General features: G+C 43.2%; 19 protein-coding genes. 9 read left to right on the top strand and 10 right to left on the bottom strand.

From position 1 onward, the window contains the following. Positions 1 to 331: 331 nt before the first annotated feature. On the bottom strand, positions 332 to 1282 hold the full coding sequence (tal, locus tag PPIS_RS10260) for a transaldolase (protein WP_010372165.1): 951 nt from the start codon (positions 1280 to 1282) through the stop codon (positions 332 to 334). A gap of 272 nt (positions 1283 to 1554) precedes the next feature. On the opposite strand from tal, the gene yaaA reads away from it, so the two are divergent. Together yaaA and PPIS_RS24860 are read left to right on the top strand one after the other, a co-directional pair. Continuing rightward, positions 1555 to 2331 (top strand): peroxide stress protein YaaA, encoded by a 777-nt coding sequence (yaaA, locus tag PPIS_RS10255; protein WP_010372164.1) that lies wholly within the window; start codon positions 1555 to 1557, stop codon positions 2329 to 2331. Then, a complete protein-coding gene (locus PPIS_RS24860) occupies positions 2328 to 2606 on the top strand; it encodes a hypothetical protein (RefSeq protein ID WP_145957331.1) in 279 nt (92 codons plus the stop codon). Before yaaA ends, PPIS_RS24860 begins: the two co-directional genes overlap by 4 nt. Before the next feature lie 9 nt (positions 2607 to 2615). On the opposite strand, the gene PPIS_RS10250 is transcribed toward PPIS_RS24860, so the two are convergent. The 5 genes from PPIS_RS10250 to PPIS_RS10230 all read right to left on the bottom strand — a co-directional run bounded on the left by PPIS_RS10250 (position 2616) and on the right by PPIS_RS10230 (position 10864). Then, positions 2616 to 3401 carry a hypothetical protein gene (locus PPIS_RS10250; protein ID WP_010372161.1) on the bottom strand — a complete coding sequence of 262 codons (786 nt, stop codon included), beginning with the start codon at positions 3399 to 3401 and terminating at the stop codon, positions 2616 to 2618. A gap of 59 nt (positions 3402 to 3460) precedes the next feature. Then, on the bottom strand, positions 3461 to 5440 hold the full coding sequence (locus PPIS_RS10245) for a flavohemoglobin expression-modulating QEGLA motif protein (RefSeq protein WP_010372157.1): 1980 nt from the start codon (positions 5438 to 5440) through the stop codon (positions 3461 to 3463). Next, positions 5424 to 6470: a glutathione synthase gene (gene gshB / locus PPIS_RS10240; protein WP_010372154.1), complete on the bottom strand. Its 1047-nt coding sequence runs from the start codon at positions 6468 to 6470 to the stop codon at positions 5424 to 5426. The genes PPIS_RS10245 and gshB overlap by 17 nt, the downstream gene beginning before the upstream one ends. 147 nt (positions 6471 to 6617) lie before the next feature. After that, positions 6618 to 8258, bottom strand: a complete 1641-nt coding sequence (locus PPIS_RS10235; protein ID WP_010372151.1) for a methyl-accepting chemotaxis protein — start codon at positions 8256 to 8258, stop codon at positions 6618 to 6620. Positions 8259 to 8632: 374 nt separating this feature from the next. Next, positions 8633 to 10864: a S9 family peptidase gene (locus PPIS_RS10230; protein ID WP_010372149.1), complete on the bottom strand. Its 2232-nt coding sequence runs from the start codon at positions 10862 to 10864 to the stop codon at positions 8633 to 8635. 112 nt (positions 10865 to 10976) lie between these two features. Between PPIS_RS10230 and PPIS_RS10225 the strand changes: the two genes are divergently transcribed. Together PPIS_RS10225 and PPIS_RS10220 are read left to right on the top strand one after the other, a co-directional pair. Then, positions 10977 to 11369, top strand: a complete 393-nt coding sequence (locus PPIS_RS10225) for an HIT domain-containing protein (RefSeq protein WP_010372146.1) — start codon at positions 10977 to 10979, stop codon at positions 11367 to 11369. Positions 11370 to 11505: 136 nt separating this feature from the next. Next, positions 11506 to 11787: a hypothetical protein gene (locus PPIS_RS10220; protein WP_010372143.1), complete on the top strand. Its 282-nt coding sequence runs from the start codon at positions 11506 to 11508 to the stop codon at positions 11785 to 11787. 47 nt (positions 11788 to 11834) lie between these two features. On the opposite strand, the gene PPIS_RS10215 is transcribed toward PPIS_RS10220, so the two are convergent. Beyond that, positions 11835 to 13535, bottom strand: coding sequence for a dipeptidyl-peptidase 3 family protein (locus PPIS_RS10215; protein WP_010372140.1), 1701 nt, complete (start codon positions 13533 to 13535; stop codon positions 11835 to 11837). Between the two features lie 393 nt (positions 13536 to 13928). Here PPIS_RS10215 and PPIS_RS10210 point away from each other — a divergent pair, with 393 nt between their 5' ends. Next, on the top strand, positions 13929 to 14768 hold the full coding sequence (locus tag PPIS_RS10210; protein WP_010372137.1) for an HDOD domain-containing protein: 840 nt from the start codon (positions 13929 to 13931) through the stop codon (positions 14766 to 14768). Positions 14769 to 14843: 75 nt separating this feature from the next. On the opposite strand, the gene PPIS_RS10205 is transcribed toward PPIS_RS10210, so the two are convergent. From PPIS_RS10205 to PPIS_RS10195, 3 genes are all read right to left on the bottom strand, one after another. Continuing rightward, positions 14844 to 15737 carry an EamA family transporter gene (locus tag PPIS_RS10205; RefSeq protein ID WP_010372134.1) on the bottom strand — a complete coding sequence of 298 codons (894 nt, stop codon included), beginning with the start codon at positions 15735 to 15737 and terminating at the stop codon, positions 14844 to 14846. A gap of 347 nt (positions 15738 to 16084) precedes the next feature. Next, positions 16085 to 16999 (bottom strand): recombination-associated protein RdgC, encoded by a 915-nt coding sequence (rdgC, locus tag PPIS_RS10200; RefSeq protein ID WP_010372131.1) that lies wholly within the window; start codon positions 16997 to 16999, stop codon positions 16085 to 16087. A 155-nt stretch (positions 17000 to 17154) separates the two neighbouring features. Beyond that, positions 17155 to 18915, bottom strand: a complete 1761-nt coding sequence (locus PPIS_RS10195; protein WP_010372128.1) for a sensor histidine kinase — start codon at positions 18913 to 18915, stop codon at positions 17155 to 17157. Between the two features lie 198 nt (positions 18916 to 19113). On the opposite strand from PPIS_RS10195, the gene PPIS_RS10190 reads away from it, so the two are divergent. The 4 genes from PPIS_RS10190 to thrC all read left to right on the top strand — a co-directional run bounded on the left by PPIS_RS10190 (position 19114) and on the right by thrC (position 24360). Continuing rightward, on the top strand, positions 19114 to 19479 hold the full coding sequence (locus tag PPIS_RS10190; protein WP_010372125.1) for a response regulator: 366 nt from the start codon (positions 19114 to 19116) through the stop codon (positions 19477 to 19479). Positions 19480 to 19718: 239 nt separating this feature from the next. After that, positions 19719 to 22133 carry a bifunctional aspartate kinase/homoserine dehydrogenase I gene (gene thrA / locus PPIS_RS10185; RefSeq protein ID WP_010372123.1) on the top strand — a complete coding sequence of 805 codons (2415 nt, stop codon included), beginning with the start codon at positions 19719 to 19721 and terminating at the stop codon, positions 22131 to 22133. 5 nt (positions 22134 to 22138) lie between these two features. Continuing rightward, positions 22139 to 23077, top strand: a complete 939-nt coding sequence (gene thrB, locus PPIS_RS10180; RefSeq protein ID WP_010372120.1) for a homoserine kinase — start codon at positions 22139 to 22141, stop codon at positions 23075 to 23077. Next, the gene (gene thrC / locus PPIS_RS10175; protein WP_010372117.1) at positions 23077 to 24360 is read left to right on the top strand and encodes a threonine synthase; all 1284 of its coding nucleotides are present in this window, start codon (positions 23077 to 23079) and stop codon (positions 24358 to 24360) included. Before thrB ends, thrC begins: the two co-directional genes overlap by 1 nt. Positions 24361 to 24368: the final 8 nt, after the last annotated feature.

Raw genomic sequence — 24368 nt, 5'->3', positions numbered from 1 at the left:
ACCGTTGATTTCTTCATACTATTTGGCAAACCTCGATATGAGGAACCGATAAAAGTCTGATAGCTAAAGTACGCTACAAACAACCCCGCGTTGCTTGCTTTTTGTACCAAAACCAGAAAGTAGCGGCATCAATTTTCACTTCAAGTGATATTGGTATACCACAGACGGGATAAAAATAAAACACAATTGTGTCTTTTGGGTTAAAACCAAGTGACAGTTTGATGAAGGTCAATTCGGGTGATATCTAGGAGGTGTTCAGAAAGGTTTGTATTGAGAGCGATAACAAAAACGCCGCAATATGCGGCGTTTCGAAATCGAATGTTTAAGGCACTTACAGTGCTTTGAAGCGTGCGACTAGTGTTTCTTGTGCATCAGAAAATGAGCGAATACCTTCAGCAAGCTTTTCTGTGGCCATTGCGTCTTGGTTATGTAACCAACGGAACTCACTTTCGCTAAGCGCAGCAGGTTTTGCTTTAGGCTCAAAGTCAGCCTCAAGTAGGTAATCTTCGTTTGCAGGCATTGCAGCAAGCTCTTCTAATAGAGAAGGGCTAATCGTGAGCTTATCGCAACCCGTTAGGGCTAGAATTTCACCTGTATTTCTGAAGCTGGCGCCCATTACAACGGTTTTATAACCGTGCTGCTTATAGAACTCAAAAATACTACGAACAGATTGTACACCCGGATCTTGTAGTGGATCAGTTGGTTTTTCTAGGCCGTTGGCAACGTGCCAATCTAGAATACGCCCAACAAATGGTGAGATTAAAAATACGTTTGCATCGGCACATGCTCGTGCTTGCGCTTCGCTAAATAGCAACGTTAGGTTACACTTTACACCTTCTTTTTCCAGTGCTTCAGCGGCTTTAATACCTTCCCAAGTCGATGCAATCTTAATCAAGATTTTGTCTTTGCTTACGCCTTGCGCTTCATATAAATTTAATAGCGTTTTTGCTTTTGCGATAGTCGCTTCGGTATTAAAAGATAAACGTGCGTCTACTTCGGTTGAGATATATCCCGGCACAGAGTTTGCGATTTCTTTACCAATCACAACGGCAAAATAGTCACAAGCAAGCGCTAATTGCTTTTCAGCGTCACTTTCATTGGCTTTGGCATAATCCCAAGCTTCTGTTAGATAAGGCTGATAAGCAGGCGTCTCTGCCGCTTTAAGTAAAAGAGAAGGATTAGTTGTTGCATCCTCAGGTTGTAGCTTGCGGATGGCTTCAATGTCACCGGTGTCAGCGACGATTGATGAATGTTGTTTTAGCCTATCTAATGCTGAAGTCATGTGTTCCTCATTCCAATATTGATAACAGCGAAGTGATATTAGACGCCTTATGTTGCAACACCATTAAATAGCTGAATAGGTCATATGTCCGTATCGGGCGACATATCACACTCGTTATTTAGGGTTATTGTTATATAAGGTCGAGTTGTAAAGCGAAGCTGTACTGTAACAGCGAATTGCTTAAACCCAAGTGAAAGCGGACAAACACTTGAAGTTACTTGGGGATAGTGTTGAAATTGACATTAATTACTAGCTAAGTCAATAGGCAAACCATGATCACAGTTATCTCTCCAGCGAAAAACCTAGACTATGAAACACCCGCACCAACCAAGATGCACACACAGCCAGAGCTGCTGGAGCATAGCGAGTCACTTATTCAAGTTTGTCGCGATTTATCACCACAGCAGATCGGTAGCTTAATGAAGATAAGCGACAAGCTCGCGGGCTTAAATGCGGCAAGGTTTGCCGAGTGGTCAGAGCCTTTTACACAAGACAATGCTAAACAAGCTATTTTTGCTTTTAATGGCGATGTGTATGTTGGTTTAGAAGCGCAAAGCCTAACTGAGGCTAATTTAAATTATGCGCAAAATCATTTACGTATCTTATCTGGGCTGTATGGCATCCTAAAACCACTTGACTTAATGCAGGCCTATCGTTTAGAAATGGGTACAAAGTTAAGTAACCCGCGTGGCAAAAACCTGTATGAGTTTTGGGGCACGATTATCGCTGAAAAACTGAATAAGGTCATGGAAGGGGCACAAACACAATACTTGGTAAACTTAGCTTCAAATGAGTACTTTAAAGCGGTAGATAAGAAAGCGTTGAAAGGCGACATTATCACTCCTATCTTTAAAGATTGTAAAAATGGTCAATACAAAGTCGTCAGTTTTTACGCGAAAAAAGCGCGCGGTATAATGGCAAGGTATATCATTGAGAACCAAGTATCGGATTTGGAAAGCCTGAAAGCGTTTGATATTGCAGGATACCGCTTTAGTGAAGAAGCAACGCAAAAGGCCCAAGAACCGGTGTTTTTGAGAGCAGAACAATGACAACAAAATTATGGGTAGCAGCAGTGTTCGCCGCTGTGTTTGTGAGTGGCTGTAGTGGACATTTTACAACTAGAGTCAGCAATGTGCCGGTCGATTGCGAAGGTGATTCACGTTCGTGTTCTATGAGCTGTCGCAAAGATTACTCAGATCCGATGCAAGTACAAAACTGTGAGGACAGGTGTTTCCAACAGCAAAATCAATGTCGAGTGGATAGACCAACAGAAGATAAATGGGAAATTACGGACGAAAAACCGACTTATCCCGCTTCTTTCTAATTCACTACGCTACGCGCCTTTGGGTAAGCTCATATAGGCGCGTACGACTCTATCTCTAAATGCTAAATCCGCTGCTTTTTCGGCAGCTCTGTATAGTTGGCAAAACCCCTCGGGCTTTCCTGTTTGCAATAAGATGTCATCTAAAGCATCGACGCCAGTTAGGGTCTGCTGCCAGCGAGATACTAGGTTAGTGTCAGGCTCTGGCAGCTGACAGAGGATTTGCTCAGATAACCTAAACTCACTGTTGGTAGCGACCTTGATCATATCGTCATTGGCCGCAGCTAACCAAGTAGCGCCTGTTGCATTGACACAAATTAACGGTAGATAAGGCGCGATGGCTGGAAAGGCGGTGTTTTTAAACACCTCCACTTGCCAGTAAGCGCGAGCAATCTTCACAAACTGCTCGAAATTAGTGATGGTGGAAAAGCCTGATTGTGCGATGGGTTTGATTTCAACTCTGGGTTTGTTTGCATTGACCGTATCGTTTGCGGTATCTATATACCAATCTCCCACCAACATCGCATTTTGAAAGTACTCATCGCGTAGCGAACCCCATACTTTTTTGAGCTCGGCACTTTCTTTAAGCATGTAATTTCTGAGCACAGATAAACGTTCTGAATTTTGCTTGAGCTCTGTGGTGACGAGTTTAAACATTTCATCGCGAATTTCTAGGCAGCGACCAAGCGGGTAGGGTTTATCTGAAAAGTAACTGTACTTCGGTGCAAGTGTAAGATCGGCTTTGAGACGAAGGTTTGCCAGCTCAAAAGCGAGTAAATCTATTTCCTGTTGTGTCAAAACAAAGCCACTGGGTAGATACTAGATGGCACTAGTATAACCACAGTGGCGAATTTGGCCTATTTAATTGAAGAAATTAAATAACTTAGGATTGCATCAGGCTTAGGATCTCGGCTCGTATCCGGCAGATATTTAGGCCTCGTGAATATACCTTGCTCTACTAACGCGTCCAGCGCATCTAAGTGCGCAATGCCCGTTTTACCGAGATATAAATTATCTAAGCTGCGAGTATTGGCAAGCTGCACTATGTCTTTAAAGCCTTTTAAGTAGAGATGATCTTTAGTAAAGCCACCACCACGGAAAATTCGCGTGGTCAGCGCAAAGGCTTCATTGACATTTAATACACCCGAGTCAGCTAAAAACTCATACACTTGATAGAATTTATCGCCTTTAAGCAGCATGTTAACCGCAATCACCCTAAGCGCTAATACTTTTAATCGTGTCAGATTTATTTGCCCAGATTGATACTCGCGATAGATGGCAAGGCCTTCTTGGGTGTAGGTGTTGCCAGGTAAACCTAAGTGCAGCACTTTAAGTTGCTGAGCGTCAGCATTTAAGGTCGTGAGTAAGTGCACGCCAATTTCATGCTCTATCAAGGCATTGATATCAAGCTCAGATAGCATCGCACTGCTATTTACAAGCAGAAGACGTTTACTATTGTCGACCATTGCTTTGGCAACAAGTTTGCTTGATATGGCGACCTTACAAGGTAAGCCCATGGTCTCAATCGCTTGATTAAAACGTACTAGGGCCTGCTCGGCTGTAATGTCTTTTTTTGGCAAGGTTTCGGTTTCGCGCGCGTGCAGCAAGAAGGTCGCATTATTTATATCGTTGTAATCCGGCTCACCATAATAGCGTAGCGAGTTATACAAAAAGGCTTCGCGACCAATTTGGGTGATCAGTTCGATTTTTGTGGCGTAGCTGTCGATCACTTTACGATATAAATCTTTTACGATCGGATCTTGGATTTTTCCAACGGGCAAGCGATAGAGTTGCTCTTTGAACTCATACGGGTCAATTTTCAGCGGGCGATATTTAAACGCAGGCTGATAATGACGTTTCGAGAAAAAGCGACGTTTCTCTTGTGCGATATTACTTGGGTTAACGTAATGCAGCGTTTCAAGGTTTCTGGCTATGCGGTATAGCGCAGAGTCCACGTTGATCAGCGCAGGGTCAAGCTGCGACGTGGATTTTGCTTTGCGAAGTGGCTTATAGCAGTGATTTTTAGCAAATGTTTTTGCCGTTTTACTCAAAGCAACATGCATGTTGCGCTGTAGTTTTTCAAACACCACAGGGAACAATTCACCACTGTTTTCGTCCATAAAGACTTTTTTCACTTCCAGCGGTACCACTAAGGTGTTATCAAAGTGGCTGGTAATATATTGCGCTTGATAACCATGGCCCTGAAAGACGGTATTTTCTGCACAATCCACCAGCTGGCCTGCCAGTTTTTTCAGTCCTAGCTGCTTTTTCAGCTCATCTAATACGGCGCGAAAACGCAAGGTATCAAGTTGTGCAGTGCCAATATTAAAGGTTGGTGCATAAGGGTAGCTACGAATTTGATAGTTATAGCTGTGCACATCAAATAGCAAGCAGGCACCAAACTTACGCTCAAGCGTGGTTAACAGCGCACTGAGCACACGGTAATAGGCTGCATGCTTTGACAAGCTAACATCTATGTCTGCATTTGGTAGCGCTTGGCTCCACACTTGTTTACCCCATGCTTCTTTGTATATCGCAAGCTCTGGCGCACGGTTAAGATCGTATTCGTAACGTGAGTCACGCGCGATAAGCGTGATGGGTAATGATTCAATCATGCCGTCGGTAAACGGATCTTCCTCTTGTAAACGCTCAGCATCACTAATGGCGAACCAGCCTTTTAGGCTAGCCCGGGTACGGTGGCCTGCGTGTACAGCAGTGGCGACATAAGGCACGTATTCTCTCACTTCAAGGTGAAAAGCACCTTCAGCAAATTGTCCACTGATGGGTTTGCCGGCTTCAAGCGCGGCAATGATGGCTTGTTCAGATAGCATGAGCATCTTCTATTACTTGACGGAATTGGTTTTTGCGATGCGTTACTAGCTCTTTGGCGTGCACCACACTTTCTACAAAATCGATAACTTGCACTTGCAGCTTACAGCGGTTTAAACGGTTAATACGGGTTATCCCGCCAGGCGAGAGTACGTTAACTTCGATAAGCTTGCCGCCTATCACGTCAATGCCAACAAAATACAAACCATCACGCACAAGCTTAGGGCCGATGTGCTTACATAACGCTTTTTCTTGGTTGGTGAGTTTGTGTTTCACCACTTTGCCACCGGCATGTACGTTGGCACGCACTTCATTTGCTGCAGGCACACGCTTCATGGCGCCAATCGGTTCACCGTTAAGCATTAGGATGCGAACATCACCTTCGTCGGCACCTTCAACATAGTCTTGTAAAATGACGTAGTTGCTGCCTTTACCTGCCTCGTCGCCACCAATATAAAATTCAAGGAGTGAGCTAAAGCTTTGTTTCGCGCGTTTCTCAACGACGATAACACCGCGACCACCAAAGCCATCAAGCGGCTTTAAGATCATTTTCTCTTGCTCTGACTCAGAGAATATACGCTCTAAATACTCTTTGTTTTTAGATACATGCGTATTTGGAATAAACTCTCTCGCAATACCTTGGAAAGATGCCGTGTATAGCTTGTTATTTGCGATACGCAGGCCATCAATGTCGTTGATGATGAAAGTATCATCACGAACAGAGTCTAAAAAGTTCATCGCTAAGGTATCAAGCGGCGGATTAGCGCGCATAAATATTGCGTCAAAACCTGCCAAAGGAAGCTGTACTTTTTTAAACTCAGCTTTGTTGTAAAAGCTCACGAAGTTGTCAGATACTTTTTGGCCCGCAACAAATACATCACAGAAGGCACTAGCAACACTTTCGCGAATAGTGAGGTTGTTTACGGTGGTGATGGCAACGACGTGACCGCGCGATACGGCTTCGTGGATAAGTCTTAGCGTGCTGTCGTTTTCAGCTTCTACACGCTCCCAAGGGTACATAATAAAACAGATTTTCACGGGCTATTTTTGCTCAGCAAATAAATTGGCAATATAGCGGTAAAATAGCTTAGACGCTCACGGATTATTTTTATCGACAAGATAAGGAATATCAATCATCTATTGGGCAAGAAGCAGAGCACTGACAGGTGCTCTGCAAGGTGGATATCATACTCTAAAGCGATTAACTATGTCACTCAATTCGTGACTTGCTCGTGTGAGTTGCTCACTGGTGTTGTTGAGTGAATGTGTGGTATCCAAAGAGTGATGGGTGGAGTCAGAAAGCTGAGCTATTCGCTCATTAACTTCTTGTGCTGCAAGACTCTGCTCGTCGGTGGCTTTGGCGATGTGGGTACTCATATCCGAGATCGCATCAATAAGGCGCTCAATTTCGGTTAATGCGTTATCGGCAAGCTGTACCTGTTCAACCGTTTGCTCCGAGATTTGTTGGCTAATTTTAACTGCTGCTACGGCCTGCTGCGCTTCTTTTTGCAGTCGCTCGATCATGTTGTGGATTTCATCTGTGCTTTGACCTGTACGACTTGCAAGGGTGCGTACTTCATCTGCAACAACAGCAAAGCCTCGTCCTTGTTCACCTGCTCGAGCGGCTTCTATTGCCGCGTTTAATGCAAGTAAATTAGTTTGTTCGGCAATACCTCGAATAACATCGAGCACCGATCCTATATGTTGACTCTCTTGCGCAAGGCTCGTTGTGGTCACGCTCACAGATTGAATTTGCTCCGACAGCTTTTTAATGGCGGCGATGGTTTGAGAAATAGTTTGTTTGCCTTTTTCACTGTAATTACGTGCGTCTGCGGCGGAATGCTCTGCAGTGTCTGCATTGCTACTGATCTCACGAACTTGCATGGTCATTTGTTCAGCAGCAGTAGCTACTTGGCGACTATTGTCATTTTGTGACTCAATAAATGCAAGATTCTCTTCACCAGCCGCTTTTACCTGATTGGCCAGTGTTTCCACTTCCTTGGCGTTATGGGCCACTGTCGCGATGGAATGACGCATCTTTTCAGTATATAAGTTAAAGTACTTGGCAAGCGCGGTTATCTCATCTTTACCGCTTTCGTCGAGTTGTCGAGTCAAATCGCCTTCGCCTTGAGCGATATCTTTCATCATGTCTTTGGCTTGTTGAATGGGGGTGATGATGCTCTTACCTATGATTGCACTAAATGGGAATAGCAAAATAATAAGCACCGCCATCTCTATTAATAGCAAATTTCGAATATGTGCAAACTCAGCTTCGATAGTGTCGAGGTACACACCGGAGCCGATGATCCAGCCCCAAGGTGTAAACGCTTTGACGTAAGATATTTTTTCGACAGGAGCTTCTTTACCGGGCTTTGGCCAAAGGTAGGGAACAAATCCCGCACCACTTTTTTCTGCCACTTGCACCATTTCAACGAATAAGCGTTTGCCGCTGGGATCTTTTGATTGGCTGAGATCTTTGCCGTTGAGCTCGCTTTTAAATGGGTGCATCACCATTTTAGGATGATAGTCGTTGATCCAGAAGTAATTATTACCTTCGTATCGTAAAGCGGCAACGGCATCAAGGGCTGCGGATTTCGCTTGCGCCTCTGGGAGTTTCCCAGATACATATTGTTGATGAAAGTAAGCCACTAAACTATAGGTATTTTCAACAAGGTTTTGAGTTTTATGATATTGCTGCTTTTCGAGAGCATCATACTGTTGCGATAAGCTTACTGCGCTTTGAAGGATAACGCCGATAATAACGACAATGATAAGTAACGCGAGGCGCTGGAAAATGGTGAGATTTCGAAAAAACTGTTTGGACATAACGCAATCCTTATGTCGTTTTTATTATTGAAAGTAGAAGCGAAAACGCCTCATCAATTCATACTAATTAATCTTAGTAGTAATACCAATTGCGTTCATTCTCCAACCAATTTGAAGGGTGAAATACCATATTAGCTTCGTTAAAATTTCTCATTTAGAACAACTAAATAGCAAAATTTTTGCCTTGCTACTAAAGCTATTTCTCCGCTTCAAATAGCTCATTTACTTAATGCAATTGATATATAACTTGGATAGAACAATAATTTCAGTTTTTCTTAGTCTTGAAGAATAAACAATTAGACCAATGGACTAGAACAAAATGTAGAGAAAAGAAGAAGCGCCCAGCTCATAGGAAGCTGGGCGCTATTAAGTGCTTACTTAGCTTCAACGTCAAAATGACGATTAAAGAAGTCAGTAATAGTTTGATGCAAGTGGGTTTGTACTTTTTTGCCACGTAAGCTGTGCTTCGAGCCTGGATAAGTCATCATTTCAAATGGCTTAACCTCGTCCTGCAACTGCTTAAATAGTTTCGTTGCATGGGTAAATAGTACGTTATCGTCCGCCATACCGTGATAAATCATCAGCGGGCCTTTTAGTCCATCAGCATAAGGGAATACCGCGCTTTGCTCATAGCCCTTAGCATTTGTATCTGGGTGACCTAAGTAACGCTCAGTATAATGCGTGTCATATAGAGCCCAATCTGTTACTGGCGCACCAGAGACACCAGCTTTAAAGTAGTCGCCTGCTTTAAACATTGTCATCAGCGCCATATAACCACCATAGCTGTGACCATAAATACCGATACGCTCAGGGTCGACGTACTCTAGTGTACGTAAGAACTCAACGCCTTTAATTTGGTCAGCCACTTCCACTACACCTAAGTGCTTGTAGATTGGATCTTCAAACTTTTTACCACGGTTGTATGAACCTCGGTTATCTAATTGGAAAATCACATAACCTTGTTGTGCAAGATATTGGAAATACAAGTTTTTGCTACGCCAGCTGTTGGTCACGCGTTGTGCATGAGGTCCGCCATACACGTTCACAATAACCGGATATTTCTTACCGGTTTCAAGCTTTGCTGGCTTAAATAAGCGGTAATACATGGTTTGACCATCTTCCGCTTTAAGCGTGCCATATTCTGGCGTGGCTAGATTGCTCAAATAAGGCGTTAACGGATGTTCGTTATTCAGCGCATTTTCTTCAAGCCAAGTCACAAAGTCACCATTCACTTTGCGTAGCGCAACGGCTGGTGGACGGTTTACAGAAGAGCTTTTATCGATAAAGGTACGGTTATCTTTTGCCAGTACAACACTGTGATAGCTGCCTTTTTCGGTAATACGTTTTGCATCGCCATCTTTAAAAAGTGGTACGCTGTATAGGTGGCTTTCGAGCGGCGTGTCTTTGCGGCCGGAGAAGTATACGATACCTTTTTTCTCATCAATGCCCTGAAGACTTTCAACAATCCAATCGCCTTTAGTGATTTGGCGCACAAGTTGGCCATTGGTTCTGTACAGGTAAAGGTGTTTAAAGCCATCGCGCTCAGATGCCCAAACGAAATGCTTTTTGTCCTTTAAGAATTCAAGGTCAAAGTGTAGGTTAATCCAAGTATCACTGGTTTCGGTCAGGGCAACCTGCTGCTTTTTGCTTTTAGTATCGTAAAAGCGCAGTTCCAGTTTTTGCTGTGAGCGATTTTGCCACTGGTAGGACAATGTTTTGTTGTCTTTTAACCAATTTGCACGGGCAATATAGATATCTTTATCGTCGCCTAAATCAATCCAATCCACCTTTTGGTCATTGATCTTTACAACACCCAGTTCAATTTCAACGTTAGCAGTACCCGTATATGGATAGCGTTGATTGAATAACTTGACCTCTTCGGCATAGATTTCGTTACGAATGGCTTCTTGAACAGGGCTTTCATCAATGCGTGTGAAGGCGATTTGTTGCTCATCACCCGACCACCAATAGCCCGTCATACGGCTCATCTCTTCTTGAGCAACGAACTCAGCCATGCCGTTTTTAATTACGCCACCGCCGTCTTTAGTTAATTGCGTTTCTTTACCCGATTTAAGGTCAATGGCATAGAGGTTTTGCTCACGAATAAAAGAAACAAAGTTACCTTTTGGTGAGAAGCGAGCGTCGGTTTCGAATGCTTCCGTTTCCGTTAGTTTCTTGCTCTTACCAGAAGCGATTTCATAGTAGTACAAGTCGCCATTGAGTGGGAAAAGTAGCGCTTTGCCATCTTTTGACCATTTGTATTCTAAAATACCACGGCCAAAAATACGTTGACGCTCACGACGTGCTTTTTCTTCATCTGAGAGGTTCTCTGGGCCAGAAAATAGCGCCGCAGAATCTACCAACAAGCGGTTGGTATTGTCTTTTAGATTGTATTCCCAAAGGTCGTAACGGTTATAGTCTTCTTTTTTACCTTGAAGATAAGTAACACGAGAACCGTCAGGAGAAAATTGCAGTTTTACAGGCGCTTTACCTGAAAGGGACGGGTCGTCAAAAAGTCGCTCTAGCGTTAGTTGCTCTGCGCTAACGGTGACAGAGGCAAGCGCTAACGGAAGGGCGATGGTGTAGTGTTTAATGCGAGAGTGCACGGTAGCCACCTTGTTATATTTTTAAAGTCTGATCGGATGGTAATGAAGCCGCTTTGCAATAGCAACAAATTCGGATAGAGTGCCGAGTAAATAGGATTTAAAGAGTTTCACTATGTCATTTGAATTAGCTAAAGAATTACAACGAGACTGTATCTTAATTACCGAGTGGCCGCTGTGTAGCGTATTGTTAATGAATGACTCACAATACCCTTGGTTTATCTTAGTACCTAGGGTTGTGGGCGCGAAAGAAATTATTGATTTACCTGAGTCGCAGCAAGTTCAATTTTGGCAAGAATCAGCCAAGCTGAGTCGTTTGTTACAAGACACCTTTACCCCAGATAAATTAAATGTGGCTGCGCTTGGTAATATGGTGCCGCAACTACATGTGCACCACATCGCACGATTTAAAACTGATATTGCATGGCCAAAACCCGTATGGGGACTCTATCCAGCAAAACCTTATAGTGATGAGGAAGTTGAGCAGCTAAAAGCGAGTTTTGCTTAAAGCCTCAAAAAGGCCATAAGACTGTAAACACATCAAGCGCTTTACAAACTTTTTAGCTCTACGTGTTTTGTGTTTATATCTGGGACTGTTATAACTGAAATTGACTTTTGCCGTTTTAAATCAAGGAGTACGCGATATGAATAAAAGTTTAGTTGTTATTTTGGCAGTATCATTATTATCCGCCTGTAAGGCGACTGTGCCAGAGCCTTATCAAAAAGATCGTGAACCAGAATCCAGAACTGAATATAGTGGTGTGGAAGGGTTGGTGCAGCAACAGCAAGATCAAAACTATTTGATGCGCAAAGAGCTACAAGACAAATGCGATGATGCGAAAGTAAATTTAGCGATTGCTAAATCTGACAAAGCCACAAAAGCCATCAAAAAACACCAAAGAGAAATCAAAGATTATTGTATCTAGGATTAATTACACCATGGTAGTAAGCACTACCATGGTGTGCTCGGTAATTACAGTCCTAGCACCTGCTTACCTTGCTTAAAGGTAACATCAACAGGAATGTTCGCTTTGGAAAGCTTATCTAGATCTTTTTGTAGTTCCGCTTTGATATCGCCGTGTGTAGCGATCAGTTGGTCTACTTTTTGATAGTCGCCGTCACCTTGTAGCGTTAGGATAAGGTTAGACAGTTTCTCCATCGCTGCGCCCATCTTTTCCATATTCACTTGATATAGACCGTCCGTGTTCTTAGAAAACGCGCCTTCTTCTTTAAAGAAGTTAAAGCGGATCATGTTCGCTTTACCATGTGCACTGGATGCGCCAAAACGTACTGAGCGGAAGATACCAGCCATAAAGGTGATGTAGTAATCCTCAAGTGTACCTTCGGTAATCTCGCCTTTTTTAAGTAGTTGCTCGACCATGTATAGACCTAGGATATCGGCTTTACCTTCTTCAAGTGCACTGGCGTGTTCCTGTAGTGACTGGCGCACAGTGCCTTTACCTGTAATGGTATTTTTAATGCCTAGACCATGGGCCACCTCATGGAACATGGTATTAGCAAAGAAAGCATCAAAGGTGATGTGCTTACGTTGCTCAGGGACGATAAGTTGGTCAGCAATTGGTACTAAGATCTTATCGAATTTTGCGCGCATGGCGTTTTTAAGCTGTAGGCGACGTGTACCTTTTTGGAGTTGCACCTCTTCGTCATTTGGCAGGTTAATCGCAATGGTTTTACTACCAGCGTTTGAGTGGCCTGCATAATAAATGACGTCATATGCGTTTAGGTCGGCATCAGAGCCTGGTACTTCTTGCTTATATTTATCATCAACAGGCAAGCCGGTTTGTAGCTCAGGTAAGAAAGCGGCAAATTTAGCGAGACGCTCACTCCACGCTAAGTCTTTAACCAGAACGTAAGACTCAAAAGCGGCGCGATAGCCAAATAGCTGGTCTTCATAGGTTTCAATTGGACCAATCACCACATCAATTGGGTTATTCTTCATGTCCATCCAAGCGAAATCAGACGCTTGGTAGCTATTATTGACTAATGCATCTGCGCGCAAGTTTAAGTAGTTTGCAAACTCTTTGTCTTGTGCCAGTTTACTTGCTTGGCGTAAAAGCTCTGCGGCTTTATCCAATTCTGCTTTATACGCGGATGAGTAAGAAGTGCTGTATAACTTGCCGTTTTCATCGCGGCGGATAACAGAATACAGTCCTGTTTTATCTTTTACATCGGCGTTATTTAGCTCGTCTTTGGTGATGTCGCTTGGATAAAATTCTGCACCCAGTGCTTTTTCTTCAAAGCCAGAAAGAAAAACTTGGTCGCCATTTAAACGATCCCAAGGGCCATAGTTAATGTCCGCGAATTGGCGTACTTTTTCGTCTGAGATTTTGCTTAGGAATGTTGCTTTGTCTTCGCCGAATGCTTGCTGCCAAAATAAATCATCCATAATAACCGAAGCGTCGATGAGTAAAGCTAACATCTTTTTCTGGTTATCGTTTAAGTGACTTAAGTCTGTTTCTAGCGTTACTGGGGTATAAATATCTAGCCGGTCTTGAGATGCATTAACGAGCTTATAGCCTGATTGTTTAGTATCAGCTTGTGCTTGCTCAGTTTGTGCACTAGGTTTCTCTGAAGAGGTTGATGGCTCAGAGCAGCCTGTTAGAGTGAGGCCTGTTGCAAGCGCGATTGCAACCGAAATCATTGAGTGTTTCATAATGCTCCCTTGTTGTCTTAATTCTGTGGTGATCACCTTACACGATTTTGTATCACAATACTTAGTTAACTTAGATTAGCATGTGGTATGCAAGCCGCTGTTAACGTGAAAGGTCATCATTTGTGTCCAGCTGTGGGTCATTTTCAGTATTTTTGCGGCAAAGTTTGCCACAAAGTACTATATGTCTTGAATTCTAACTTGCTAATTATTTAGGGTATATAAATAAAATATTATTTTTTTAGATTTTCTTAACTTTATCCGAAAGTTAGACAATACTTACGTCATAGATACTAAAAATCAGCAGTGTGACCTCTAGCAAGCAAGTGCTTACTTTTGCCATAAGCTTACGCTTGTAGTCGGGTCTTTTATTCAGTTATTAAGGGATTTGGTTTCATGTCTACAGAAAATGCTTTGCTCACAATTCTAACTGACAGAATTAATAACGACACCTTGGTATTGCCGACATTACCTGAAATCGCAGTGCGGGTTAGGCAGGCGGCAGATGACCCTGAAATTAACTTGATGCAGATGGCGGACGTTATTTCTCACGATCCAGCCCTTGCAGCACGTATGATCAAAGTTGCCAACAGCGCTTTTATGGGCCGTTCGGTGAAGGTAAACACCTTAAACCAAGCAGTAACTCGTATCGACCTCAGACAAATCAAGAATATAGCGACTGCAATGGCAATGGAGCAGTTATTTGTTTCTAATAACAAACTCATCAAGACATACATGGACAAAGCTTGGCAGAAAACGCTAAAAGTCGCTTGCCAAGCGATAACAACGATGGATTTTTATCTTCGCGTCAATAAGCACACTTCGCTTAACAAAGATACAATCACGTTGGCTTCTTTGGTGTTTAATATCGGTGTTTTGCCTATTTTGACGGAGGCCGAACGCCATCCTGAAGTGTTTGCTAATCCGAGCTTTTTGGCCCATGCCATCCAGAAATTAGGCGGCAAAATTGGAGGGGCAATAATGCGAGAGTGGGAATTCACCGATGAGTTTGTTGAAGTCGCAGAAAGCTGGGCAAATCCAAATTATCGGCCTGAACATGTTTGTTATGTCGACTTTATTCGTGTTGGTGCAATTGTAGAAGGTATTTTGCAGGTATCGGATAAGTCTGCAGCGCTAAAACAGTATGAAGAAAAAGGGGTAATAAGAGAGGTAAATATGTTTGCTGATGACACTTACTTGAATGTACTCGAAGACGTTAAAACAATGTTTGCTTAATCCTTGTACTCAATATGCAGTTTCAGCGCCTTTGTTTCCCGTGAATATAAAGACCTCTGTTGAGGTCTTTATCGTTTAGGGTATAGCCTCGGCCTGGGGTTTTCTAAATATTTTGCTTATCCGAGCACCTGTAACAGAAATCGTTAAGCCACATAAGATAAAACTGCCCCCAACGGCTTCCATTAACATCAATTGCTCATTAAGTAATAAGGCTGAACCTACAATGCCGACAATAGGGATTAATAAAGCAAAAGGCGTGACTGCCGCGGCCTTGTGATTTTTAAGTAGCCAACCCCATATTGTGAATGCAATCAGTGTCGAGATATAACCCACATAGGCAATGGATAGCCAAGACTGTGTTGTGGTGTTTAGTAGTAAGGTCAATGGTGCGTCAGTTTCAATAAAATAAGATAGTGTAAAAAGTGGCAATGGCGGCACTAGGCTTACCCAAACAATAAAATGGAGTAAATTAACGTCTTGCAGGCGCTTCATAATGAGATTTGAAAACGACCAAAATAATGCTGCGAATAGAATGAGCACCGCGCCCAATATTGTCGTTGACCCAGACGAGTTGATAAAAAACAAGCTAAAGCCAAACGTTGCGATGCTAATTCCCACCACTTGAAAGCGATTCATGGTTTCCTTTAACAATAAAACACTTAGCAAAATCGTGAAAATGACTTGGGCTTGTAGCAGCAAAGAAGCAATGCCGGCTGATGCATTCGATTCCATCGCAATAAACAGCAAGCTAAACTTAAGCACACCTAAAAATAGACCAACCCCGAGTACGTTCCATACCGATGTTTTAGGAAAAGGAATGAAGAATACTGCAGGGATCGCGACTACCAAAAAACGCAAGCCTGAGAATAAAATAGGAGGCAACTCTGCTAGGCCAAATTTAATGACCGAAAAGTTAAGCCCCCAAATTATCACGACTATTAAAGCCAATGAAATGCTTTTTACATTCACGCGCGTCAAACTCCGTTTAATTGTACGAGTTACCGTTGTTGGGTATCGGACTACTGGAGTAAATAGTCTTCGATGCCTGAAATTCAGGTTAGTAAAGCGTTACTGCCAAAGCCGAATTCCTATCATGCCATTGAAGAGTAAATAAAGCGCGACAAATGCGTTGGTTAGTGTAAATAAAGTGGCGAGCCAGTAACTAAACGCTCGCACTTGAGTGCGTGCAGTCCGTTCGCTATTGGCGCAAAGTGACCTTGTGAAGATAGAATATTGAACTGGATAAAGAAAAATTGATAGCCATATCCGCTATCAATTTTTCGTACTCAAAGCTCAACAGATTCTAGATGGTAAAATTAAGACGCTAAGCCTTCGTCGTCACCAAGACCTTTGGTTAGATCTTCTAACAATTCTTTGATTTCTTCCGATACTAAAATAAAGTCAGCATCAAGTTTAACGGCTAGATCTTCTTTTGGAATATCTGCATTTTGGTCTTTAAGTGCTTCTGCATAGCTTAAACGTTTTAATGTGCCATCGTTTTGTAAAACGAACTTCACGCGCTCACGCCAATCTAACGCGAGTTTAGTCACACGTTTACCGTTTTCTAGGTGCGTTTTGATTTCGTCTGATGAAAGGTCATGTTGTTTTAACTTTACCTGAGCACCGTTGTCGTCTGGCTCTTGCAACTCAGCGTCGGTGCCTATTGCAAAGCCTTCAGGTGCACTAAACTCGGTGAGCCAGTGTGTTAGCTGTAAGTCTAAATCATAGTTTGCAAACGCAGGTACAACAGGAAGTGTGCCCAGAGACTTACGCAGTAGTGCAAGTAGTTCTTCCGCTTTATTGAAGCTGGCGCTATTTACAATCACCCAACCTGACTTTTGGTCGATAAAAGCAAATTGTAGGCTCGATTTTTTGAACGCCTGAGGCAATAAAGTGGCTAGGATATTTTCTTTAATATCGTCTTTTTCTTTTTTCTTTACTGGACGATTTTCTTGCTGCTCTATTTGCTCAATTTTTTCGGCGACCATTTCATTGACTACGGCTGCAGGAAGCACCTTTTCTTCGCGCTTAGCACAAACTAAGATACTGTCTTGAGAAAAATGAGAAAGCATTTGGCCATGTTTGCCAAAAGCTTTAGTCCAGCCAAAAGTGGTCATGTCTTGGCTACCACAAGGACGAAAAATATCCTGCTCGAGTGCTTTTTCGAAACCTTCTTGTGCGTAAGTTACATCTTGTTTGAATTTGTAGCAGATTAAGTTACTGAACCACATAGAAATATGCCCGTCTGGAATAAAATTGCGGTCATCATAGCAAAAAGGTCACAGCTTGTATTCCACTAGATGATGTTTGATGGTGGGGGGATACTTGCTCCAATACGCCACTTTGCAGTATGGCGTATTGGATGGTTGTTGTGTTCTAAACTTGGTTAGCTAAACATCGCCATTGGTTTTTGTAAGTCTTTTGGGAAGCTGATGTAGTAGGTGAGGCCTTTGCCTTCTTCGCTATTTACTTCGATATCCCCATTCAAGGTTTGTTTTACGAGGTTTAGGGTAATATGGGTACCAAGCCCACTACCACCCTGATCGCGTTTGGTTGTAAAGAAGGGGTCAAACAACCTGTCTAGTTGGGCTTTACTCACGCCTTTGCCGTTGTCTTTGTAGACAATATTTACCATACCATTGTCTTCTTTAATCTTAATATCTATTTGTCCTTGGTCTTGATTTTCAAAACCATGGATCAAAGAGTTCATGATAAGGTTAGTGAATATTTGGCTAATTGCCCCAGCTGGTAAATTTAGCGTCATGTCTTCAGGACATTCAACATTCACTTGATGATGAGTTTTCTTCAATTTTGGATGCAATGAGCGGATCACTTCACCAAGGTATTGTTTCAGGTTAATAGTACGAACCGCCTCACTGGCCTGATCGACTGCAATTTGTTTAAAGCTTGCGACAAGCTCCGATGCGCGGTCTAAATTGGTGGTAAGTAGACTGGCACTTTGCTTTGCTTCGCTAATGAATTCTTCTAACGCTTTTGGTGACAAGGTTTTTCCGTTGTAAGCCGCCTCAAGCTGATCTAAACGTTCCTGTAAGAACGAGGTCGCAGTCACGCCAATACCAACGGGTGTATTAATATCGTGCGTAATACCAGCAACGAGACCACCAAGTGCTGCCATTTTTTCAGAGCCCACTAAGCGCTCTTGAGCCATATTTAGCTCGTCTACGTATTTCTCAAGTTCTTTTTGTTTCGTTAGTAGTTCTTCTTCTGTTTGTTTTCTTAAATCAATCTCTTCTGTGAGCGTTAACTTCTGCTTTTCTAATTCATATTTTTGTTGTTGAAGATCCATCATCGCTTGGCTAAGGTTCGAAGTCTTACGTGCGACTTCTTGTTCCAATTGAATATTATGTTGGTCGAGCTTTTCATTGCTGATCAAAAGCTCTTTTTGAGTTTGATCGAGCTTTTTACGATATTCAGAGACCTTATCAATTAGCTTATTGAATGCCTCTTCCATGATCTTTAGTTCATTGCGCTCTTTTGCGCCGATATCTATTTTATGGCCATCAACGTTGTCGACCTCAAAGTCTTCAATTTGCTCGGTGAGGTCGCTTAATGGCTCGGTAAGTAGCTTTCTGAAGGCAATTAAAAATAGAATAATCAAGAAAGTCGTCTTGATCATCGCATTACCTATCAAAAAGTAGATAGAGATCATGATGCGACTAAAGACCACCTCCCGGCTAGAAAACAATGTAACATCACCGACTTGTGTTGCACGTCCCGAGAATTCAAAAATCAACGGAAATGTGTAACCAAATAAACCGGATGGTGTATCTTCGATTATTGCTTCTTCTTGAACAAGCTGTTGACTATACAGCTCGTGAATATCTAGTGAGCGGCCAAGCTGTGAAATAATCTCGCCACTGTCATCACGTACAATAATTCCTTCGATCATGGGGATCGCAAGTAGGCCTTCTGCCGTAGTAACGGTCTGCTTCGTATTGAGCTCCCAAATGGCACGGGTCAAACTGCGGCTAAAGGTTTTTTGCAGCATGGTAAGTTCATTGCGAATATAGTCTTTGGTATTGACGTATTCAGCAACGATTTGACCACATGTGACGACAAAGGTTAGAAGGAAGTAAACCGACAGCACATTGGTGAGCAATTTTTTTGAGAGGCTTTTTTGCAGCATGAATTAAGCTGAGCTCCTACGGTAAGTTCATCGCCTTTGTATAATCTGTTTTTAAAGTTAGCCAATAAATGGTTAAAAATAAATAATTATCTTCATTAATTATGCTTTTTAGCGCCTTACCTAGGAAAGTTTAATGTGTTATAAGATAGCGATATCCAGTGACCGTTTTATTAACGATAGTACAAGACTGACCACTTTATGAGTTATTCCGTCTTAGTTTGCGATGATTCGGCTGTCGCCCGTAAACAAGTCATTAAAAACTTACAGAGCAAATTAGACCTGACCTTGCACCAAGCACAGAATGGCCAGCAGGCGATTGATTTACTGAAAACTCAGCAAATAGATTTATTGTGCCTGGATTTAACCATGCCAATACTTGATGGGATTGCTGTGTTAGAGGCAATAAAAGCACACCGAATTGAATGTTTCGTGGTGGTTATTTCGGCAGATGTTCAGGCCAAGATGAAAGAAAGGGTAGCGAATTTGGGAGCGTTAGGGTTTTTAGAAAAACCGGTTAAAGCAGAGCAGTTATTAGGATTACTGCACCAGTTTGGTATCCGATAACTTATATATGCAAATTACAAATGTCACTATTAAAAATTTGCATAATCTATTTTGCTCTTTCGTATTGACAGCGCGGCTAAACTTCAGGCACTCTAAAATTATGAAAACGAATATTATCACTACGACCATTATTACAACCACCATCCTAACGGGATAGTGGCATAGGTCAGTGCGAGTTTGAAAAGGCCTGTGTTCACTAAGAACACAGGCCTTTTTTGTTTTTGGAATGAGGAAAAATGATGCGAGTACTAAAGTTTGGAGGGTCTTCCCTCAAAGATTTTGCCTGTTTACAAAGAGTCAGTGAGCTAGTTAAAGACCACGGCCAGCAGCAAGCGCTTGTCGTGCTGTCGGCTCCCGGTGGCATGACAGATCAGCTTGTTGAGCTTGCTGATTTGGCTGGACGAGGGGAAGCGTTTGACTCCCAGTGGCAGTCATTTACTTCCCGCAGCCAAGGCTTACACAATGAAGTGCAAGCGGTGTACGGCGGTGTTGTGGGCTGGCCTGACTTTGAATTACTTAAGAATAAATTAGATGGCGCCAAGTTACTAGGACATTGCCCAGATCAAGCAAGAGCCTATGTCATTAGTTTTGGCGAACGTATTAGCGTTGCGTTGATGGACACCATGCTGCAATCAGATTCAGTAGCGCTTAGTGCTGACGCGTGCGTAAAAACGCAGGGCGGGTATCTTGATGCCGAGGTTGACCTTAAGCTAAGTAAATTATGTTTTGCAGAGTTGGTGCGTGCCCAAGCGTCGCGTTTTTATATCATGGCAGGATTTACGGGAAGCAATGAAGCGGGCGAGCTGACAACGCTTGGTCGCAATGGTTCTGACTACTCTGCGGCAGTCGCTGCTGCATGCCTAGAAGCCGAAATCTGCCAAATCTGGACTGACGTTGATGGTGTCTACAGTGCAGATCCTCGCCTGATAAAGAAAGCGACTAAGGTCGACGTGCTATCTTATAAAGAAGCCATGGAGCTATCTTATTTTGGCGCTAAAGTGCTGCACCCAAAAACCATTTTACCTTGCGCCAAAGCAGATGTGCCTTGTGAAATTAAAAATACTCATGATCCAGAAGTGCCGGGTTCACTGATTTGTGCTCAAGGCGGTGGCGAGGCTCCAGTAAAAGCGCTTTCGAGTCTTGATAAACTGGCTATGTTGACCGTGGCAGGACCTGGGATGAAAGGCAAGGTTGGCATGGCTGCTCGGGTCTTTTCCGCACTGGCAGCAGATAATGTATCCATCGTACTTATTACGCAATCTTCTTGTGAATTCAGCATCAGTTTCTGTGTCCATGAGCAAGACTTAACACTTGCGCTGGTTGCGCTTGAACAGGCATTTGAGCTTGAAACGCAAGCAGGATTAATTGACCCAATTGAAGTGCAACGTAACCTTGCTATCGTTACTTTGGTTGGCGATAACATGAAAGCGCACAAAGGTCTTGCGGCCAAATTCTTTGCGTCACTTGCACAGGCTCAGGTGAATATTGTCGCCATCGCACAGGACTCAACAGAGAGTTCGATTTCGGCGGTGGTTGACGGTGAACTTTGCCAAGATGCAGTAAAAGTATGTCATGAAAACTTCTTCACGCATGTACCGTCCATCGATGTTTTCCTGATTGGCTGTGGTCTAGTGGGTCAAGAATTAATGAAGCAGTTTCATAAGCAACAAGCATGGCTTGAAAAACGTAATATACGCTTGAACCTCTATGGAATTGCAAACTCAAGTAAGTGTTATTTAGACCCAGAAGGCGTACCGTTTGATAACTGGGAACTGGCACTAGAGAAAGCTGAGTCGGGCTTTGATTTACAACAGGTTAGCCAGTTTGTTAGACAAAATCATTTAATTAACCCTGTGATTGTTGATTGTAGTGCAGCTCAGTTCGTTGCCGATGGCTATTTAGACTTTCTTAATGCGGGCTTTCATGTTGTTGCGGCTAACAAAAAAGCCAACACTGGCAGCTTTGAGTATTATCAGTCACTACAGCAGGCTGCGCTAGCCAAGCGCCGTCACTTTCTATACGAAACCAACGTTGGCGCCGGACTCCCTGTATTAGACAACCTTAAATTGCTGTTTGGCGCAGGAGATGAATTGCTTTCATTCAGTGGTATTTTGTCTGGCTCGCTATCGTATATCTTTGGCGTATTGTCGGATGGTTTATCGCTATCGGAAGCGACAGAGAAAGCCAAACAAAGTGGTTTTACAGAGCCAGATCCGCGCGATGACTTATCCGGTACGGATGTCGCGCGTAAGCTGCTTATCATTGCCCGTGAATCGGGGCTGCCGTTGGAACTCAGTGATATTGAAGTTGAATCAGTATTACCTGAAGGGTTTGCTGAGGGCGCCAGTGTTGATGAATTTATGGCGCAATTACCACAATTAGATGATGCTTTCGCAGCGCGTATTGCGGCAGCAAAAGCACAAGGGCAAGTGCTGCGCTATGTCGGTTCAATCGTTGACGGTAAATGCCGCGTTGGCATTGAAGCGGTAGATAAAGAGCACGCTCTGTACGATATTCGTGACGGTGAAAACGCACTGGCTATTTTAAGTCAGTATTATCAACCAAAGCCTTTTGTGATCAGAGGTTATGGTGCGGGCGCAGAAGTAACCTCTGCAGGCGTATTTGCTGATATCCTAAAAACGCTGTCGAGGTAGGAGTTATGAAAACGTTTTATGCACCAGCGTCAATGGGCAATTTTTGTGTTGGCTTTGACGCCCTTGGCGCCGCAATCCAGCCTATTGATGGCAGTTTATTGGGCGATCAGGTCAGTGTTGAAGCCGCAGAGCGTGATACGTTCAATTGTATTGGTCCATATGCAGAAAAGCTCTCCGCCGATCCTAAAGACAATTTGGCGTTTCAGTGTTTACAGCACTTCAAACTGCATGTGGCACCAAACATGCCAGCAGTTGCTATGACCTTATATAAGGGCCTTCCTGTTGGTTCAGGTTTAGGTTCAAGTGCATGCTCTGTGGTTGCCGCTTTTGCTGCACTTAATGATTTTGCCAATACGCAATTGAGCCAAGAGGCGCTCATTGAATTGATGGCCGACTTTGAAGCAAAGGTCAGTGGCGGTCGTCACTATGACAACATCACGCCATGCTACCTTGGTGGACTACAACTGACGGCAGACTGCATCCCAAGTAAAGCAATCAGTGTTGCGCATGATGAGAGCTGGTTTTATGTTATTGCATATCCTGGCTTTGCCTTGAATACAGCGAAAGCAAGGCAAGCACTACCACAGCAATTTTCTTTGCATGATACGGTGGAATTTGCCCAGCGATTGTCGGGCTTTTGTTTATTGATGCAGTCAGGTCAATTTGACAAAGCACTGTCGATGATGAAAGACAGCATTGCCGAGGAAGCGAGAGCGCCACTCATTGCCGGCTTTAGTGAGGCAAAAGACGCGCTACCAGCCCTAGGTGCTGAGCTGGTGAGTATTTCAGGGGCAGGGCCCACATTATTTGCTATTTGTAAGTCAGAGCAACAGGCAAATGCAGTGCAGCAATGGTTGCAACAAAATTACATTAATGAAGCAGGGTTTAGCCATGTTTGCCGATTAGATATGCTTGGCACAAGAGAATTAAAGGATCAAAAGTAATGAAATTAGTGAATTTAAAAGACGAACAGCAGATAGTCTCATTCGTTGAAGCGGTAAAAATCGGTTTAGGTCGTAACCAAGGGGTTTTTTTTCCTCCTACATTTGAGCGTATTGCGGATGTTGATGCACTACTTGAATTACCTTTTGCTGAGCGTAGTGCCAAGGTATTACATCACCTTATTGGTGATGAACTACCACAAGATACGCTCGATGCAATGGTAAAACGCGCCTTTAATTTCCCAGCTAAGTTAGTCGAAGTTGCTAAAAATCAGCATTGTTTAGAGCTTTTTCATGGACCAACACTGGCGTTTAAGGACTTTGGCGGCCGCTTTATGGCTGAATGCATTAGCATGTTTAATCAAGGTGAGCGCGTGACTATCCTCACGGCAACAAGTGGCGATACTGGCGCCGCCGTTGCCCATGCCTTTTACGAAAAAGAAAATGTCGATGTGGTGATCCTTTACCCTCATGGCAAAATTTCGCTTGCCCAACAAAAGCTGTTTACAACACTTGGGAAAAACATTCATTGTTATGCTGTAGATGGCAGCTTTGATGACTGCCAAGCGATGGTAAAGTCTGCATTCCTTGATGACGAAGTAAAGCAAAAGCTTGGTCTTAATTCGGCAAACTCCATCAACATCAGTCGTTTAGTGGCGCAAGTGTGTTATTACTTTGAAGCGCTAGCGCAATTACCTAAGTCGCAGCGTGATAAAGTGCATGTTTCAGTGCCAAGTGGTAACTTCGGTAATGTCTGTGCGGCGATGATTGCGGCCGCGATTGGACTGCCGATTGCCAAGTTAAGTGCCACGACAAACCAAAATGATACTGTACCCCGTTATATTGCCTCGGGTGAGTGGCAACCAAACGACACTTTGGAGTCACTCTCTAATGCGATGGACGTGAGTAAACCTAATAACTGGCCTCGAGTTGAAATCATGCTAGAAAGAGGGGATTTTAACAAACATGACTTTTATTCACGTTCGGTGACGGAAGCGCGAACTCAGACAGTAATGCAAGAATTACATGATAAAGGTTACTTGGCTGAGCCACATACTGCGATAGCCTACGAAGGATTAGCGCTGGACTCTCAAGCGGATGAAACCGGAATTTTCCTTGCCACTGCGCATCCTGCGAAGTTTAAGGAATCTGTAGAAGGTGTTTTAAATCAGAAGCTTGACATGCCAAAACCGTTGGTCGATGCATTGCAAAAACCATGTTTGGCAGAGCCGCTTAGTGCAGATTATGATGCTTTGAAGGCAGCAATGTTAGCAAAACTCAACTAAATCAGAGA

This window comes from Pseudoalteromonas piscicida, from assembly GCF_000238315.3.
In the GTDB taxonomy this organism is placed as follows: Bacteria; Pseudomonadota; Gammaproteobacteria; order Enterobacterales; family Alteromonadaceae; genus Pseudoalteromonas; species Pseudoalteromonas piscicida.
The sequence above is the reverse complement of the archived record's forward strand: the minus strand, read 5'-3'. Positions and strand labels throughout refer to the sequence as shown.